11 protein-coding genes are annotated in these 18,065 nt (G+C 70.2%); 8 read left to right on the forward strand and 3 right to left on the reverse strand.

Annotated elements, in window-relative coordinates:
• The first annotated feature begins 276 nt into the window (after window positions 1-276).
• Window positions 277-1,575, forward strand: coding sequence for a condensation domain-containing protein (locus tag G9272_RS43085; RefSeq protein ID WP_301272164.1), 1,299 nt, complete (start codon window positions 277-279; stop codon window positions 1,573-1,575).
• A gap of 36 nt (window positions 1,576-1,611) precedes the next feature.
• Here the strand turns inward: G9272_RS43085 and G9272_RS43090 are convergent, their stop codons facing one another.
• Window positions 1,612-1,917, reverse strand: a complete 306-nt coding sequence (locus G9272_RS43090) for a phosphopantetheine-binding protein (protein WP_171401623.1) — start codon at window positions 1,915-1,917, stop codon at window positions 1,612-1,614.
• Between the two features lie 135 nt (window positions 1,918-2,052).
• Here G9272_RS43090 and G9272_RS43095 point away from each other — a divergent pair, with 135 nt between their 5' ends.
• Window positions 2,053-3,459: a condensation domain-containing protein gene (locus G9272_RS43095; protein WP_171401624.1), complete on the forward strand. Its 1,407-nt coding sequence runs from the start codon at window positions 2,053-2,055 to the stop codon at window positions 3,457-3,459.
• A 6-nt stretch (window positions 3,460-3,465) separates the two neighbouring features.
• On the opposite strand, the gene G9272_RS43100 is transcribed toward G9272_RS43095, so the two are convergent.
• Entirely contained in the window at window positions 3,466-5,244 is a 1,779-nt protein-coding gene (locus tag G9272_RS43100) for a condensation domain-containing protein (protein WP_171401625.1), read from the reverse strand.
• Window positions 5,245-5,614: 370 nt separating this feature from the next.
• On the opposite strand from G9272_RS43100, the gene G9272_RS43105 reads away from it, so the two are divergent.
• Entirely contained in the window at window positions 5,615-6,910 is a 1,296-nt protein-coding gene (locus tag G9272_RS43105) for an MFS transporter (protein WP_171401626.1), read from the forward strand.
• 198 nt (window positions 6,911-7,108) lie between these two features.
• Window positions 7,109-10,303, forward strand: coding sequence for an AMP-binding protein (locus G9272_RS43110; RefSeq protein ID WP_171401627.1), 3,195 nt, complete (start codon window positions 7,109-7,111; stop codon window positions 10,301-10,303).
• Between the two features lie 487 nt (window positions 10,304-10,790).
• Here the strand turns inward: G9272_RS43110 and G9272_RS43115 are convergent, their stop codons facing one another.
• Window positions 10,791-11,291, reverse strand: coding sequence for a type II toxin-antitoxin system Phd/YefM family antitoxin (locus G9272_RS43115; protein ID WP_171401628.1), 501 nt, complete (start codon window positions 11,289-11,291; stop codon window positions 10,791-10,793).
• A 178-nt stretch (window positions 11,292-11,469) separates the two neighbouring features.
• Here G9272_RS43115 and G9272_RS43120 point away from each other — a divergent pair, with 178 nt between their 5' ends.
• Genes G9272_RS43120 through G9272_RS46000 form a run of 4 tightly spaced genes read left to right on the forward strand, consistent with a single transcriptional unit; the run spans window position 11,470 to window position 17,865 of the window.
• Window positions 11,470-11,826, forward strand: coding sequence for a CU044_2847 family protein (locus G9272_RS43120; RefSeq protein ID WP_171401629.1), 357 nt, complete (start codon window positions 11,470-11,472; stop codon window positions 11,824-11,826).
• A gap of 5 nt (window positions 11,827-11,831) precedes the next feature.
• Window positions 11,832-13,781, forward strand: coding sequence for a VMAP-related conflict system protein (locus G9272_RS43125; RefSeq protein ID WP_253268288.1), 1,950 nt, complete (start codon window positions 11,832-11,834; stop codon window positions 13,779-13,781).
• Window positions 13,778-14,770: an AAA family ATPase gene (locus G9272_RS43130; protein WP_171401631.1), complete on the forward strand. Its 993-nt coding sequence runs from the start codon at window positions 13,778-13,780 to the stop codon at window positions 14,768-14,770. Before G9272_RS43125 ends, G9272_RS43130 begins: the two co-directional genes overlap by 4 nt.
• Complete coding sequence (locus G9272_RS46000; RefSeq protein WP_301272165.1) at window positions 14,767-17,865, forward strand: SAV_2336 N-terminal domain-related protein; 3,099 nt, start codon at window positions 14,767-14,769, stop codon at window positions 17,863-17,865. Before G9272_RS43130 ends, G9272_RS46000 begins: the two co-directional genes overlap by 4 nt.
• Window positions 17,866-18,065: the final 200 nt, after the last annotated feature.

Genomic DNA, 18,065 nt, shown 5'->3' on the forward strand with positions numbered 1-18,065 from the left:
TCCGGAACCAACCCGACCCTGTGGCGATTCTTGTTGACGGGAGATCACCCGGCCTGGAAGCATTCCCCTGCCACCGACCGGTGGTTGAGGAACCCTCCTGAATAGATGGGAAGTTGAGATGACCAAGGTCAACTCCGTAGGCCTCGCCCTCATCAACCTCGAGCAGCTCCGCCGGCAGGCCGCGGCGAAGTAGGACCACCGACAAGTGCCGCACGGGGAGTCACTGTTTTCCGTGCGGCACTCGTCGCACCTTCGGGCGAGGGAGTGCACGGACGCGTGGACCAGGCAAATGGAAGTGCGTACGCCACGGAATTGAGCCGTCAGCAGCAACGGCTCTGGGAAGTGGAATGCGTGGTTCGAGGAAGCGCGCTGCTGCACACCGGTATTGCGCTGCGCCTCGACGGAATGCTCGACGAGAAAAGGCTTTCCCACGCCGTCACGGCCGTATTTCAGCGCCATGAACTGCTCAACACGGGCTTCCGCGCCGATGGCGAGACACTGACCCTCGGCCCGGCCACGCACCACGAGCTGCGCGTCCTGCACCGCCCGGACCTGTCTGCCGACCAGGCCGGGCACCTCGCCGAGGTACGTCGAGCGACGGCCGCGGCCCACGCGGAGATCTTCCCCCTCGTCGGCGAGCCCTTGGCGCGCGCCGACCTGACGCTTCTCGGCGACGGCAGCGGCGTCCTGCTTCTCACCTTCCACCGGCTCGTGATGGACCTGTTCTCCCTGCACCAAGTGGTGACTGACCTTCAGGAGGCCTATCTGCGCGGGCCGGACGAGCCGCTCGCAGCGGCGGACCGGTACTCCTCACTCCTGGCGGCGCGCGAACCCCGCAGGTCCGCCGACTGGGAGTTCTGGCGTACGGAGCTGTCCGGCTTCCCCACGCCGTGGATCGGCGAGCGGCGGCCGGAGCCGGGCTGGCTGCCCGACGGCGCCGAACTGCGCGTTCCCCTCGACCCCGCCCTGCCCGGCCTCCTCCACACGAACGCCCGCGCCGCCCGCTGCACGCCCACCGTGTACGTCACGGCCGCGGCGGCCCACCGGGTGCTGGAGCGCTCCGGGGCCGCCGACCTCGTCCTCGGCACCATGTCCGCGAACCGCATGAACTCCGATGCGGTGGGCCCGCTCGCCCAGGCGGTCCTCGTCCGCGTCGGCCGCTCGGGCCCGTACGGTGACCAAGGGGTGCTCGCCCAGGTGCGGCGCGGGCTGCGTGAGGGAATGGCCCACCAGGGAGTGGAGTTCGAGGAGATCGTCGATCTGCTCACGGACGGGATGGGTGTGGCGCGCGACGACCTGGCCCCGCTGAGCGTGAGCGTGACCGCGGACTCCTGGCAGGGTTCCGTGGCGGGGCTCGCCTTCACCCCCTTCGACCTGGACGACGATCAGGGCGAAGGGGAGGACGAGGGCACCGCCACGCCGGTGGTCCGCCCGTCCCAGCTGGACCTGGAGCTCAACCTGTCCGGAACGCAGCCACAGTTGATCCTCACCTACGACCGCCGGTGCTTCGGTGCGCAGTGGTGCGAACGGTTCGTGGCCGACCTGTTGACCGACCTGGCGACCGGTCGCGGCTGACCGGACGGTCGGCCCGGCCGTGCCACCGTCGCTCGGTCAGGCAGACCCACTCCGTGCGTGGTCGATCGACTCCAGTCCCAGCCGTCGTACGTCCCCGAAGCGCGCCTCGTCGAGAAGCGCGGTCATCAGCGTGACGTCCAAGTCCTCGACGTCCGGGGCGAATTCGGCGGTCTGCGAGGCGATCCGGGCCGCGTCGATCGAGGTGCCTCCGGCGTTGTAGAAGTCCGAGTCCTCCTCCGGGAGGGAGCCGAGCACGCCGTGCCACGCCTGCGCGAGGGCCGCCGCGAGACCGTCGAGTCCGTTCGGACCCTGCCGCGTTGCCGAGGTGTCCACATCCGCCATGGCAGGAACATAACGCACCCCGTTCACTCCCATCCGGAGTTTTACAGTTGTGTGGCATGACCGCTTTGACGAGGGGCTTTGCCCTGCGCCGCGGGTAGCGTCGACAGCGTTCGGACGTCTTCTCCAAGGCAGGTCATGACGGCGACATCACATGGGCCGGATCAGGGACTTCCTCTCTCCTCGCGCCAGGAGTGGTGCTGGGAGTGGGAGAGGTGTTACGACGAGCCCTACCCCAAGGCCGTCTCCCTCGACTGCTCCACCACCCTCCGTATGCGGGGTCCCCTGGACGTCGGCGCGTTACGCGACGCACTCGCCGAGGTCGCCCTGCGCCATGACGCGTTGCGACTGCGGTTGCTCGACACCGGGACGCCGGTCGAGCGGGTGGTCCGACCACGGCAGGCCCTGCGCCCGGAGCCGTTCCCCCTGGACACGGTGGACCTGGGCGACGCACTGCGCCGACGGGAACTGCACGAGATCCTCCTCGACCTGACCACGCGCCCCTTCGACGTCACCGAATGGCTGTCCCGGGCCACCCTGCTGCGGCTGGCCGCCGACGACCACGTCCTGCTGACCAGCTTCCACCACATGGTCTTCGACGAGCCGAGCCATCAGGTCTACCTGCGCGACCTCGCCGACTTCTACAACCGCCGCGTGGCCGCTCCCGTCGCCGACGGAGGCCGACCCCCCTTCTCCTACGTGGACTTCGTCCGCGCCGAGAACACTCCTCAGGCCCGCCTCGACACCGCGTCCCGCCTGGCGGACTGGGCGGACCGGCTGCGCGCCCACGGCTCCGGGGACCTCCTGCCCGGCCGCACCACCGGGTTCCTCCCGCTCCAGCACCACTACGAAAGCGTTCCCCTGGACCTGTCGGCCGAAGAATCCCGGCGGCTGCTGCGCACGGCCCGCGCCGAGCGGGTCTCCCTGTACGCGCTGCTCGCGGCGGCGCTGACCCGGACCCTCGGCGGCTTCTACGGCCGCGAGCGGCTGATCCTCTCCACGCCCTCGCACGGCCGTCTGCGCCCCGAGACCCGCTCCGCCCTGGGCCTGTTCTCCAACATGATCCAGGTGCCGGTGGATCTGAGGCGGGCCTCGCCGAGCGGACTGTTCCGGCAGGTCGACGGCCGCATCAGGGACGCCTCGGCGGCGGTCGACCTGCCGTTCGGCCGGCTCGCCGAAACCGTCCTGGGCCGCCAGGGCGACGCGGCCTTCTTCCGCCACGCCCTGGCGCACGCGGAGTTGCGCCTGTACGGGGTGACCGGCTGGATCGTCGACCGACGGGAACACGAGTTACCCATGCACGGACTGCGCACCGGCCTCGCCCCCTACCACCAGGATTTCTCCCGGCTCAAATACGCGACACCGCAGTCCTCCCTGGCCGGCGCGGCCACTCTCTCGGTCGGCCTGACCATGGAGTCGGGCCGGCTGACCGGCGCGCTGCGCTATGAGACGACGTATCACGGACGCCGTACGGCCGAGGCCCTGGCGAACGGCTTCCGGGGACGTCTGACGGACCTGGCGCGGGTCGGGGCCACAAGGCGGTGAGCCCCGTCATGTCCGGGTCGTGTCCGGGTCATGCCGGGCGGGGGACTCCCGGCCCGGACCCTCCGCGAGGACGTCGTACCGGCGCCACTCCTCCTGCGTGGCGGGCCCGTCGGGCCCTGCCGCGCAGACGACGTACCGGTGCGGGGCCATCACGAACCTGCGCCCGCGCAGGGCGGCCAGCAGCAGCCGGTGCACCTCCGGCGGCCCGGGTGGCCGCTGCGCGTGCGCGGGTACGAGGTACGCCGTCAGACGCGGGCTGCCGGTGGCGCCCGGTTCTAGGAAGACCTGGGCGGACCGGGGGGACAGGGCCTGCGTGAGCAGTGCCTGCACCTCGGCCGGATCGACCCAGCAGCCGTCCACGAGCACCAGACCCTCGCGTCGCCGCAGCCCGGCGAGTGCCTCGGCGTCCCGGACGAGGTCCTTCGGTCGAGGCGCATCGCCGGCGGCGGCCCTCAGGAGGATGTCCTCCAGGCAGGTGAGGAAGCCGGTGAGCCGGTCGCGGGAGAAGAGTGCCGTGTCCGCGGAGAGCGTGACCTCCAAGCACCCCGACACACGCCATACGTCGACGTAGAACTTGCCCGGCTCCCACTCCTCGATGCCGCCGTCGTCGTCGAAGGCCGTGAGCTCGTGCGCCGTCCCCTGGGCCGTCAGGGTCTCACTCTCTTCCTGACCGCCGTATCCGTGGATGTTGAGGAAGCACTCGAGGTCGAGGTCGACTCCTCGGACGGACGCCACCGACTCGGTGACCCGGTCGAGCCGGCGCGGGTCGCGCTCGCCGACGCGGTAGGCCCGCAGGGACGCCTGCCACGCCGCGTGCGCGATGTCCCGGAAAGGGAGGTCCGCGACCGTGAGGGCCACCGGGATGGTCTGGAAGAAGGTGCCGACCGAGTTGCGGCTCTCCACGGACGTCCGGTTGGCGCAGAAGAGCCGGAACGTGACGTCCTCCAGCTCGCTGATCGCGCTGATCAGCACCGCGAGGGCGCCGGTCAGCACGGCGTTGACGGTTGTGCCGTGGCGTGAAGCCGCCTCCGCCAGCGCGCGCGCCGCCGTTCGGGAGCGCATGGTGATCTTCGGGAACCGAGGGGATTCGGGAGTCCGCAGGGGGAAGGGGAAACGGTCGTTGGGGAAGCGCGAGAGCTGGGCGGTCCAGAACGCCTCGGCCCGGGCCTCGCTCCGGCCGCCGGCCCGGCGCTGCGCCGCGGCGTGCTCCCGCGGCTGCACCAGAGGGCGGGGCGGTCGGGCGGACAGGACGTCACGTTCCTCCGGCGCCGCCGCCAACAACTCTCTGATGTCACCGGCGATCACCTCGATGCCCCAGCCGTCGGTCGCGACATGGGAGAGACACAACGCCACACCGGAGACGATGCCCGAGACGGTGACCACCGCGACGCGCAGGGGCCACTCGAACACCGTGAAAGGAAGGCGTCTGAGCTCCTCCAGGACCGCCTCGGACGCCTCGAAGGCGGCACAGTGGTGGACCTGGACAGGGACCCTCCCGCTCGCGCAGACGAACTGCCGGTACCCACCGTCCTTCTCTACGTTGAGCCGCGTCCGCAGGGACTCGTGGCGCTCGATCACCACCCGGAGAGCCTCACGGACGTCGTCGAGCGTCGTCCTCGCGCCCGTCTCGCACTCGATCAGCACATCGAGGTTCATGTGCTCTATGTGAGGGGCGGAGTTCTCCATCCACAGACACACCTGTTCCTGACCCCAGGTGAGGTCGGCGACGCCCGAGGTGCCGGCGCTGAACTCGACCAGGACCAGCTCGGTTTCGTGGCGTTCCACAGGACGGCCGACTCCTCGCTCGCTCGGGTCGTACGGGACAGCCGGCCAGTCGCTCGGACCCGACGTCACCCGAGTGGTCTTCGCAGGCCAGGTGGAGCGAAACAGACGGGCAGGACCGTAGTGGAGCGATCACGCGCCGCGCAAGGGTTTGGTCGCGTTGCGCCAACTGCCTTGCCTGGCAAGGCAGGACGACAGTGGTGTGAAGATTCCCAAGGACTGGTGATCACCCGATCGAACTCACATATTCTGTCCGGCGTCGCGTTCGGAAACATAGGGCTTGCGTGGCGCGGGTGCGCTGGGCAGGCCGGGAGAGGAGCGGACGGGTGAGTCACGCACGCGGTCCGGAAACGGACCCGACGGGGGACATGCGATGACCGACGGTCTGGCGGCTCGACTACCTCTGGACCTACTGCGCGAGCGCAACCTGCGACGGTTGTTCTGCGCGCAGGCCGCCTCGGTGCTGGGCAGCAGCATGATGCCCATCGCCCTGTCCTTCGCCGTGTTGGAGCACGGCGGCGGGGCGAGCGGGGTGGGCCTGGTGCTGGGCGCGCAGACCGCGCCCCTCATGGTGTTCCTGCTGGCGGGCGGTGTGCTCGCGGACCGGTGGGGCCGCCGGGTCACCATGATCGGGAGCGACCTGGTCCGCGCGGCCATCGAAATCACCGTGGTGGTCATCCTGTTGACCGTCGGTATGCCGCTGGGCGGCTTCGTCGCCTTCGCCGCGGTGCTCTCGGTCGCCGCCGCGTTCTTCCACCCCGCCTTCCACGGCTTCGTCCCGGAGGTCGTCTCCGGCAAGCGCCTCCAGGAGGCCAACGCCCTCGGCTCCACCCTCAATTCGATCGGCTCGCTGTTCGGACCGGCCGTCGCCGGCGCGCTCGTGGCCTGGACCGAGCCGGCCTGGGTCATCGCCATCGACGCGGCCACCTTCCTGGCCAGCGCGCTGTTCCTGGCCGGAGTGCGCACCTCGTCCTCCGCCACGGACCCCGCTCGCGAGGACGAGAGCTTCTGGCACCAACTGCGGCACGGGTGGCGTGAGTTCAGCTCCCGCACCTGGCTGTGGTCCCTGCTCGCCTACACGTCGTTGGCGTCCACCTTCGTCCTGGGGCCCGTGATGGTGCTGGGGATCACCTTCGTCGGCGGTAAGGAGAACGGTGCCGCCCAATGGGGCACCGTCATGGCCGCGCAAGGGGTCGGCTCACTCCTCGGCGGATTCGTGGGAATGCGGCTGCGCTTCCGCAGGCCGCTGCTGGCGTCCGTCTTCTGTACGTTCGGCCTGGGAGCCTTCGCCGGCCTCCTCGCGCTGCGCGCGCCCGTCTACGTCCTGGTCGTGGGCTCGTTGCTGTCCGGCGCGGGATTCGCGCTGCTGCACATCCTCTGGACGAGCAGCCTCCAGGCCGATGTGCCGTCCGATGCGATGTCCCGCGTCAGCGCGTACGACGGTGTGGCGACCGTGCTCTCCATGACCGTGGGCTACTGGTGGGCGGCTCCGACCGCGGACCGGGTCGGGGCCGCACCGTTGCTGTGGTTCGGCGTGGTGTGGACCGTGGCGAGCGCCGCCGTGATGGTCACGCTGCCGCAGATCCGCCGGTCCGCGCCGGGCGCGGAGAAGGGCGGGGGCGACGACGGGGTCACCGCGGAGGCGCGAGAGCCCTCCACGGCGCGCTGAGAAGCGTGACGGGCGACAAGGGGCGGTAGGGCGGCGCCTGCTGCCCAGGGGGAGCCGGCCGCTGTTGCCCTCCCGGGTGGCGGGCGTTGCCCTGCCGCGCGATCCCCGGTTCCCCGAGAGGTTTCCCGAAGAGGTTTCCCGAAGTGGCAGGTCCCCGAGCGGGATGCCGTCCAACCGCAAGGAACGAAGGGGAAGTCGATGCCGGAGCCCGGTCTGTCGATCATCGCCGGAGCCATGAGCCCTGTCCCCGACCACGTGTACGCCATGTTCCGCGCCCAGGCCGAACGCCACCCCGGGCGGACGGCGGTCCGGCATGGTGGCGAGGCCTGCACTTATCTCGAACTGCATGCCAAGGCGGAGGAGTTGGCAGCTCGGCTGTTCCGCCGAGGGGTACGCCCCGGCACACCGGTCGCCGTGTACACGGAGCGCGGCCTCCACGCGGTCGGTGCCCTGCTGGCCATCCTGCGGCTGGGAGCCACGTATGTGCCGATCGACGTGCACCATCCGCTGGAGCGTTCCCGGGCCGCCCTGCGGGCCGTCGGTGCGACCTGCGTACTCGCCTGCGGCGACGTGCCGTTCGACTGCGCCGAAGCCGTGGATCTGCGCCGTCCCGAGCCGGGGGAGGAGGTTCCCGCCACCGCGCCGCTGCCCGCCCCCGACGATCCCGCCTACATCCTGTTCACGTCGGGTTCGACCGGCGTGCCCAAGGGAGCCCTGCTTCCCTATCGTGCCCTGTCGAATCTGGTCTCCTGGTTACGGCGTATGGCGAGCGTGGGCGTGGGGGCCCGTACGGTCCAGTTCTCCCGGGTGAGCTTCGACGTCTTCCTCACGGAGGTGCTCGGCACTCTGACCACCGGAGGTGAGCTGCTGGTGCTCGACGAGTCCCGCCGGGCGGACGTCGAATACCTCCTGCGGTTCTGCGAGGACCGGCATGTCCAGCGGCTCCATCTGCCGTTCTCGGCGCTCCGCCCCTTCGCCGAATGGGCGGAGTACAAGAAGGCGTTGCTGCCGAGTCTCGTCGAGATCTCCACGGCCGGCGAACAGCCGTATGTGACAGCCGCGTTGGAGCGGCTCCTGGGCGGTGGCGCCCGGCCGATCCGGCTCACGAACCAGTACGGCCCCACGGAGACCCACGTGGTCACGGAGGCGATCCTCACCGGCGATCCGGCCGGCTGGCCGCGCACGCCGTCGGCCGGAGTCGCTCTCGACAACACCGTCGTCGCCCTGCTGGACTTTGCGGGCGCCGTCGTACCGGTCGGCGACGAGGGCGAGGTGAGCGTCGTCGGCGCGCCGGTGGGGCTGGGCTATCTGGGGCCGGCGTCCACGGAGTCGGGCGCGGGTTTCGGCCCGATCGAAGCGCTGGGGGGACGCTGGGGTTACCGCACCGGCGATCTGGGTCGGATCGAGGGCCGCGAACTGCTCCTGCGCGGCCGGATCGACGACCAGGTGAAGATCAGCGGACACCGGGTGGAGCCCGGCGAGATCGAGATCCTCGCCGACCGCGCCGCGAGCCTCGCCGAAGTCGCCGCCGTGGCCGTGGACGCGCCCGGAGGTACGCGGGCCATGGCGCTGTTCGCGGTACCGGCGCCGGGGGCCACCGTGGACCCGGACGCCCTGCGCAGTGCACTGGCCCGCCGCCTGCCGGAGGCCGTGGTGCCCAGCCGCATCGTCCTGTGCGAGGCGCTGCCCCGCACCAGCACGGGCAAGATCGACCGCAGAACCCTGGCCGAGCGGCCCGCCGAGCGCGAAGCCGACCGAGCAGCCCCGGCCGTCCTGTCGGCCCCGAAACCCGCGCTGACGGCGGACGAGGCACGGATCGCCGGACGCCTGGCCGCGGTGCTGGGCCTGGAGGAGGTCCTTGCATCGGATTCCTTCCTCTCCCTGGGCGGCAGCTCGTTGCAGGCGATGACCCTGATGACCGGGCTGGCGGCCGAGTTCGGCAGCGCGCCCGGGATCGACCGGCTGCTGGCCGGAGCGACCGTGTCCGACCTGGCCGGTCAGCTGCGGGCGGGCCGCTGGGAGGAGGCCGACGACAACCGCTCGCCCCACGAGGCGAATCCCTCCGTCCCGACCGCCCCCTCCGGCTCCCACGTCCCGACCGTCCCGAGCGACCCGACCGTCCTGTCCGTGCCCGCCGGCGCATCCGGGGAGAGAACGACGCGGTTGCTCCCCGCATCCACCGTGCAGTCCGAGATCTGGCTGGCCGGCCGGCTCGGAGACCCGACGGCGTACAACGTGACGATCGCCCTCGACGTCACCGGCACGCTGGACCACGCACGACTGCGACACGCCCTGCGGCGCACCATCGCCCGGCACCCGGCTCTGCGCGCACTCCTGATGCGCAGGCGTGACCGTATCCTCGTCCACCACCCGGAGGACTGGCCCACCCCGTTCGAGTTCGAGGAAGTCGGCCCGGCGGAGACCCGGACCGGCGCGGAAGCGAGTGAACGAGCCTTCGCGGAGCGGCCGTTCGACGTGCGAACGGACCTGCCGATCCGCCTGGCCCTGCTGCGCGGCCCGAGCCGGGACCGGCTGGTGGTCGCCTTCCACCAGCACGCGGTGGACGCCCCCGCCATACAGACGGTCATCGACGATCTGGCCCACTGGTACCGCAGCCCGGACGGGGCCCCGGAAGGGGCTGCGGATGACACCACGGGCGCAGCGGCGTTCGGTCCGCAAGCCGGTCCGGGCCCGGCGGAAGCCGCCACGCTGGCGTACTGGAGATCGGCTCTCGCGGGCGTCGCCCCGGCCCATACGACCTGGCTGCGGCGTGAGGGCGCGTCCCCCTCCGGACGGCCGGTGCATCGGCGCCTGGAACTTCCCTACGATGTGCTGCGCCCGGACCGGAGCGCACCCGAGAGCGGCACGGTCACCCGGTTCGCGAGGATCATCGGCGCCTTCGCCCACGCCGCGCACGCTGTCGGAGCACCCGAGGAGTTCCTCACCGGTGTCGTCTCGACGCGCCGAGTCCCAGGGGTCTCTCCCTCCGTGGGCTGCCACTTGGGCCTCCTGCCGATCCTGCTGCGGCCGGCGGCCGAGCTCTCCGAGACGGTGACCGCCGTACACGCCACGATGGCGACGGCGCTGTCCCACCGGCAGATCTCCCTCGGCGAGCTGGCCTCCGTCCTGCCGAGGGGCTCGGCCGTGACCACGACGTTCGGACTCGACGACGCGGAGACACGCGAGATCGACTTCGCGGGAACGCGCGCCACGACCCGCTACGTCCACGCGCGCACTCTCCAGTTCCCCCTCGCCCTCACCCCGTGGACGAGCCCGCTGGGCACCGCGGGCCTGGACGCGGTCTTCGACGACGGCCTCTACCTGCCCCACACGGTCGACGCCCTGCTCAGCGAATGGTCCCGCCTCCTCCGCCACTCCGCGAAGCCGCGCTGACCTGCTTTCGGCGTCTCGCTCCTTCCCCGAGGGATCGCGACGCGGACTCCCACGTGTGGTCCTCACACGAAAGCGGTGAGTGTCCGGGGGACGGAGCTGCTCTGCTCTGGGCGCGTGACGTTGGGAAGACTTCACAGGCAGCCGCCCGCTGCGCGCCGTCGCACACGCCCGGTTCGCCCGCTGGCGCCCGGCCGCCCGCGGGGCGACGACCGTCACACCGTCCTCCGACCCCCTCACTCCCCTCGGGCACCGCTTCGCCCAGCACATGCTGACCACTCTGGACACCCTGTGCCGTCCGCGCGTCCCGGACCCGGCCCTGCGCCACGCAGAATCGGCGGCCCGCGCCCACCGCAGTGCCTGGCGGAACCGGAACGGGGACGGGCCCCGGAAACGGCCGGCATGACTCCGGGCGGCCGACGTGCCCCCGTTGTGAATGAGCAGTGCGTTGGCCGGTCCGAGCGTCGTCCGTGGTTGGGCCCGTCCCAAGTCACTGATCGCCGGCCGACGGTTGTCGGGCCAGGAATTCTTCGAATGCCGCCGCCTGCTTGGGGTCCATGAATCCCTGGCGCGTATGCATGGCTCTGTCCACGAACCATGCCGCCTCGTCGGCGGTCATCTGCACGGCCACCACCGTCCCGGCCCGGGCGAAGCTGACGCGCCTGCCATCGGCGCGCACGTACCGGGTGTAGGGCCCGTACTCCTGCGGGCGGGCCAACGGTTCGACCCGCAGTCGTCCGACGTCCCACGTCGTCTCGTTCGCCTCCTCCTCTTCCGGGGCCTGCGGCATCGGTGCGGGTGTGGGGTGGTCGGCCCGGGCCCAGTGCTCCAGCTCGGCCACCACCCGCGCCGGGAACAGCACGCTCACCGGCACATCGGCCTCGGTGAGCACGACGCGTTCGCCGGTGGACTCGACCAGCGAGACAAGACGCTCATAGTCGATCGGTTCCGGAACGTAACGGCGCTCAACAACGATTTTCACATCTTCCACGGAGTCGGACGCTATCCGTTGAGCCTCGGCTCCAGGCGGTCGGCAGTGCCCAGCCGGTAAGTCTTGTACGGCTCCATGAGTTGCGGGGCCGTTGTGGGATTCGGAGGAAGTGGTGCCCCGAGGGGGACGGTTCTGCCACGATGACCTCGGCACGCCGGCGCGGACTTACGGGGGAAAGATGGGGGAAGCGGAGGTCGTCGAACTGGAGTTGCCCGACGGCGGCGCGCTGTTGGTACGAGCGTTGCCGGTGTCGGTCAGCGGGGACGATCTGGATCACGAGCATGGCGGGCCGTCGAACATCGGGCTCCGTGACGCTCTCTCCTTCACGGCGGTGAGCACCGCGCTGCGAGGAGTGGCGGCCACCGTGCAGGACGCGCTCCAGTCGGTGCGACCTGATGTGGTGGAGGCCGAGTTCGGACTCGAGTTCGCGCTGAAGGGCTCGCAGGTGGTGTGCCTGCTGGTCGGCGGGGAGGCCACAGCCACCTTGCGCGTACGCCTGGAGTGGCAGAACGGTTCGGTATCCGGCGGCCGGTGACGCGTATGGACACCGGTTCACGAGAAGTCCTCGACCTACTGGGCGGCTTCGTCGTTCGAGTCAGCGGTCCTGGGCTGCGCGGGGGCAGCGGATTCTTCGCGGGACGTGGCCTCGTTGTCACGTGCGCTCATGTCGTCGCACTGCCGCCTGAGCGAGGTGGCCGGGCGACCGCCGGGCGGGCCCAGGCCACCTGGCGGGGCGGCCACGCCGAGGGAACCGTGGTTGCGTTGCCGCCGACACACAGCGGCGAGGACTTGTGGACGCCTCCGGACCTGGCAGTGATCCAGCTGGACGAGCCGGTGCCGGATCACCCATGGATCCCGATGGCCGCACAGTCGCCGGGCCTGGGACAGCGGCTGTACGCTGCCGGCTACAGCACGGTCTACGAGCGGACTCCGAGACTGGGAGTCAGTGCGGTGGAGTACGAGGGGCCGCAAGAATTCGACGGCACCGGCCAGGTCTTCCTTCAGTTGAAGAACGGCGAGCTGGCCCCTGGGAAGTCGGGCGGACCGCTGCTCGACCTGGAACGGGGTGAGGTGTGCGGGGTCGTCACCACCACCCGCAGGGAGAACCTCGACATGGGCGGCCTGGCGCTCGATGTGTCCACGATACGGGCCGAGTTTCCTGAGCTGTGGCAGGCGAACAAGGCCCCGAATCCGTTGGACACGGAGCTCTGGCGGCTGCGCGCTGCGCTCCAGCACGAGTACGCGCCGGGCGGGGTACTGTCGCTGCGCGAGGAAGAAATGCTGCTCCGCTCGGCTCAACGCTGCGGTCTGGCGCCCGCCGCCTTGTACTGGCGCTCGGTCCATCGCGACTACGGTGAGCCGTCCGGCCCTCTCGACAACATGGCCGACGTGCTCCGGGAGGTCGCGGACGCACCGGCCATGCTGGACGGACCGCATCCACTTCTGATGTTCATCCGGCAGGTCGCCGATGCGGCCCCGCCGAAGGGCGTCGGTCCGCTCACGCGATTGATCGGTCTGGTGGCCCATCGGCTGGGTGTGTCCGCGCCGCCTCCCACAGCCGGACTCTCGGTGGCTTCGAGCGACCGTGTCGCAGCGATCAGCGTGCACCTGGACGCACAAGGTCCGGACAGTGAGCACTACTTCCTTCGCGTATGGAAGTACCCGGATGTGAACGAGCCGCCTTACGCCGTCCTGTGCGACGACCGACCGCTCACCCTCGCCGAGGCACAGGAACAGTTCCGGGCCGTGGTCCCGCCGGCAGTGGGGGACCTCGCGGAGATCAGCAGCAATGTGCTCATGGAATTCGCGCTGCCCGCAGCCAAGTTGAGTGCCGTGGACGTCGACTCCTGGTACCTGTCACAGTCGTGGGCGCCGGTCAGTCGCCAGTACCCCGTGGTGCTCCGCGTCCTGGACCGGAAACTGGAGACGTACCCGTCCTGGACAGCGCGATGGCGACGTCTGCGCCATGGTTGCCTCGACGGCGGTCCGGCAACGATGGACTGGGTGGACTGTCACAGTGACATGCGCCCCGAGCAGTTCTACGCCCGGTTGCAGCAGCGGCCGGCCCTGTCCGTGCTGGCGCTCCCCTTCAGCCCGGACGCCACGGAGCGTCAGCACGTGCTCGAGACGGCGTTGTACGCGGGCATCCCGGTGGCTGTGTGGACACGCGCCGGATGCTCGGCGCAGTGCCGCCTCAGGCGCACGCCGGGTCAGGACGAGAGAGCCACTTCCGGGGCCGACGAAGCTTCCGGGGCATGCGCCGGCGTGGACTTTCGCGACGCGGTCGACGCGGAACTCGCCAGCAGCAGTATCGGCAACCTCCCGGAGTTGATCATGAAGCTGCGCGTCGATGCCGCCACCGCCACCAGTCCCGGCCACTGCGGGGAGAACGTCGTACTGCTGTGGGACGACGCCACCCGCAAACTGCCCGGCGACGGCCCCGCCCTGCGGGTTCCCCAGCACACCGCCCAAGGAGGGCAGCCGAGTTGACCGACTGGCGGATTTTCCTAGGAACCAACGCACCCCACGACGGGATCACCCGACTTCCTCCACCACAGTCATGGCGAGCCTTCGACGGCGGTCCCCCCATCACCGCCGAACTGCCCGCATGGTCGCCCGTCGACATCGTGCGCGCTTCGCTCTACCAGGCTGACCCGCAGGTGTTCGACCTCGTCAACGCAGCCCTGTACCTGCGCCGCCCCCTGCTCGTCACCGGCAAGCCCGGCGTCGGCAAGTCCACCCTGGCTCTGGCCGTCGCCCACGAGCTGGGCCTCGGCCCGGTGCTCCGCTGGCCCGTGACCAGCCGTACCACGCTCAAGGACGGGCTGTACACCTACGACGCCATCCGGCGCCTCCACGACGTCTCGACCGCGAAGGAACAGGATGACGCCGAAACCGACATCGGCCGCTACATCACCCTCGGCCCGCTGGGCACCGCTCTGCTGCCTCGCGAGCAACCCCGCGTCCTGCTGATCGACGAGATCGACAAGAGCGACATCGATCTCCCCAACGACCTGCTCAACGCCTTCGAGGAGGGCGAGTTCACCATCCCCGAACTCGAGCGTGCCGCCCGGGGCGAACAGACAGAGGTCAGCGTGTCCACCGCCGACCGTGACGTCGACGGCGTTGTCGTACAAGGCGGGCGGGTCCGCTGCCGGGCCTTTCCCTTTGTCGTCCTCACGAGCAATCAGGAACGCGAATTCCCACCCGCGTTCCTGCGCCGTTGCGTTCCGCTCCAGATCCTGCCCCCGGACCACGACGAACTGATGCGCATCGTCGAAGCCCGGCTCGATCCGGAGATCAGCACGGAGGCCGCCGTCCTGGTGACGGAGTTCCTGCGCCGGCGCGACGCAGACGACTTGGCCACCGACCACCTGCTGAACGCCTTGTACCTCACCTTCCACGCCGCCCGTGGCGGCGGTGACCGAGAACAACTCGCCCACCAGCTCTTCGGCCACCTCTCGCCGCCGGCTACATGAGTACCGACTTCGACCGAGTCCTGGCCGCACTTGAGGGAATCGGGGTCGAGCCCACCGCCCGCGAAGCAGCGGAAGCACTGTGGCTCGCCACGTACATTTCCGACCCGGCAAGCACGAGTGCACCCAAGCCCGTACCCCCGGCTGCACCCGACAGCGACCAGGCCACCCGTGCGCCCCGTGCAGCCAGGCCCACCAACCGGGTCACACCCGCCACCCTGCATGCCCCCACCGCCGCCAAGGCGGTTCCAGCGGTCGGTGACGGCTCCACACTCGCCGTCGCCGTCCGCGTCGCCGATGCCCCGGCACTCACCCATGAGCTCGAACTCCTGCGAGCCTTACGCCCGCTCAAGCGCCAGGTCCCCTCTCGCCACCGCGTGCTCCTCGACGAGACCGCCACGGCCGAGCGCAGCGCAGAAGAGCGACTGTTCCTCCCGGCAACCCGCCCCGAGCCCGAACGCTGGCTCAGCCTCGCTCTCGTCATGGAGACAGGGCCCACCATGACCGTCTGGCACTCTCTCGTGAGCGAGCTCATGGCCCTGCTCCAGCGCACGGGCGCCTTCCGCGACATCCGCCTCTGGCATCTGCACACCGCGCCGGACGGTTCGACCGGCCTCCATCCCCAGGCGATACCGACGAGCGCGCTCCACAGCCCCCGGGAGATACTCGATCCGACCGGCCGACAGGCCATCTGGTGCGTCAGCGACTGCGTATCGGCCCTATGGCACGACGGACGCGCCGACCGCCTCCTCGAACTGTGGGGACACAGCGGCCCACTGGCGATCGTCCAACCCCTCCCTCAACGGCTCTGGCGACGCACCGGACTACGCCCCGAGCGCGTCCGCCTGCACACCGACACGCCTGGCCGCGCCAACTCCACGTTCCGCGTGACCTCGTCCGACAGCTCGGCCCTCCTCCGTGGACCGGCCTCAGGCATTCCTGTGCCTGTCCTCGAACTCGACCCCTCTTGGCTCACCCCGTGGACTCACCTGGTCACCGCGACCGTCCCCGGTGGAATCCCGGCAGTCGTCACCACGACCGGCACCACCCGTGATGCCGCCACCACATCCGACAGCGGCATCGTCCCTCCTGAACCCCCGCCCAACGACCCACTGAGCCTGGTTCGTGAGTTTCGTGCACACGCTTCCCCCCAGGCCTACCGCCTCGCGGGCTGCCTGGCCGGAGTACCGCTCACGCTTCCCGTCATGCGACTTGTGCAGCGCGTCATGCTCCCCGAATCACGCCCCGCCCACCTGGCGGAGGTATTCCTCAGCGGCCTCCTCCAACACACCCGTCCGATCTCGGCCACCTCTGAGTACGAGTTCGTGGAGGGAGTTCAAGAGGTCCTGCGCGGCACCTTGCGGCGCTCCGACACCAGCCGCGTCCACGACGAGGTCTCCGCCTATCTCGCGGCCCATGCCGGCGATGCCCGGGACACACCGGCTCTCGCCGTGCTGCCCTCCGGCCAGGGCAATCACACCCTGGACACGCCAGGCCGGCCCTTCGCGGAGATCGTCCTGCGCGGCGAATCACACATCCCTCGACCCGATCCTCAGCACGGACAACCCTCGAGCGACCAAGACCTCCTACTGTCGGGCGACAGACCCAGGTCGGACCTGGCCCGGAACGAGAGAAGTCGGGAGCGTGTGCGCAACGAGCTGGTCGTCAGCATCGTGAACGTACTCGCAGGCTCGCCCACGGTGGGGCAAGCCACCTCCCGAGAGGTCTGGCGCGACCTGCTCGCGGATGAACTCGGCTCGCCCGTCGAGCCGCACGTCGGGGACAGGCTGCGTCCTTGGCTGAGCGCAGTGGTGAGAGCGTGCACCACTGTGGTGGACGGGCTCTCTTGTCTGTGCCGGTCGCTGGAATACGTCGAGCAGCAGTCGCCCACTGTCGCCGCCCTGTGGCCGCTCGTGGACGAGTGGGAAGCCATCGACTTCTTCGACTACGCGGACCTCGGCGACCTACGGCCCGTGCTGTCGACCCTGTGGTTCTCGGACCTGGATGCCATGGCGCGGCGCGCGAGCCGGTCCCGGGTTCAGGAACTGCCCTGGTGGTGCCGGACGGCGTGGCAGACCTTCCTGCGGCTGGCCGGCGAGAACGTTCGGGTCGGAGAGCTCCCGCCCAGCATGGCGTTTCTCGCGCTGGCTGCCGACCGGCTGATGGAGGAAGGCCGGACGGACGCCGCCGAACTGGTGCGCCGCTTCAATCGAGACAGAGCCCAGGAACTGGGCCTGGCCGTCCCGCTGGCGGACTGGCAGCACACGGGATTCCCGCAGCCGGCGCCGTCCCTCGTACCTGCGTATGTACTCATCCAGGTCGAGCCAGATCGCCTTGAGCCAGAGCACTTCTACCTCTCGTACTGGTACCAGTCCGATCCGGAAGGCTGGCACCCCGTACGCGGCAAGACTGCCCGGTTGAACCGGGAAGAGCTGCCGGGCGCTGTGGAGCGGCTGATCGAGGAGGTCGAGGCGAGGTGGGCCGATCTGCGCCGGCCTGTGGTCCTCGAGTTCGTCCTGCCGTGGGAGCTGGTCAACGAACCGGTCGAATGGTGGTGGAAAGAGTCCGACTCTGCCTACCCGACTCCGCTGGCCCTGGACTATCAGGTGGTGGTGCGTAGCCTGGAGCGCCTACAGCGGCCTGCCTGGCACCGCCCCTGGCACAGCAGATGGCGGCAGTTGAGGGAACATCCCGAGCGGTGTCGTGCCCACTGGAGCAAGCCGAGCCCGGACGGCTCCCATTTCTTCCGCCTTGAGCGCGAACTCAAAGAGGACCCCGGCGTGGTGATCCTGATCCTCAGTCGGCCGCCGTCGGAGGACTCCGGCACAGGCCACCGCGAACTGCTGGCCGGGCTGCGGGCCGGTGTACCCGTGATGATCTGGCAGCGCGGCGACTGCACGGACGCAGCTTTCCGCGAAGCAGTCGGCCGGCTCGTGCAGGGCTTCGACCTGGGCAGCCTGACCGCTGACGTCAGGCGGTTGCGCAATGAGGCACTGGCCCTCGGCCCCGACGGATGGGACCAGCACGTCGGCCGCCACTTGACGATCCTGCTCGACGATCCGGAGCGCAAGCCCGGCCCGCCCGGCCCAGCGGTGTAGTCCGTACAGCTGTGGAAGTGCCCCACACCTGCGGCCGTTCCAGCCACGACCAGCCGGCCCGCGCGGTCGGCTCCCGCATGGAGCCGATGCTCGGAGCAGCGGACGGTAGACGCGCGACGGCACCCACGGCGAAGGCCGGATCGTCGGGGGCCGGGGTCCCGAGGTCGGGGCGGTTCGCGATACCTTCGATCAGCGCCTTG

The sequence above is a fragment of the Streptomyces asoensis genome, assembly GCF_013085465.1.
Lineage (GTDB): Bacteria > Actinomycetota > Actinomycetes > Streptomycetales > Streptomycetaceae > Streptomyces > Streptomyces cacaoi_A.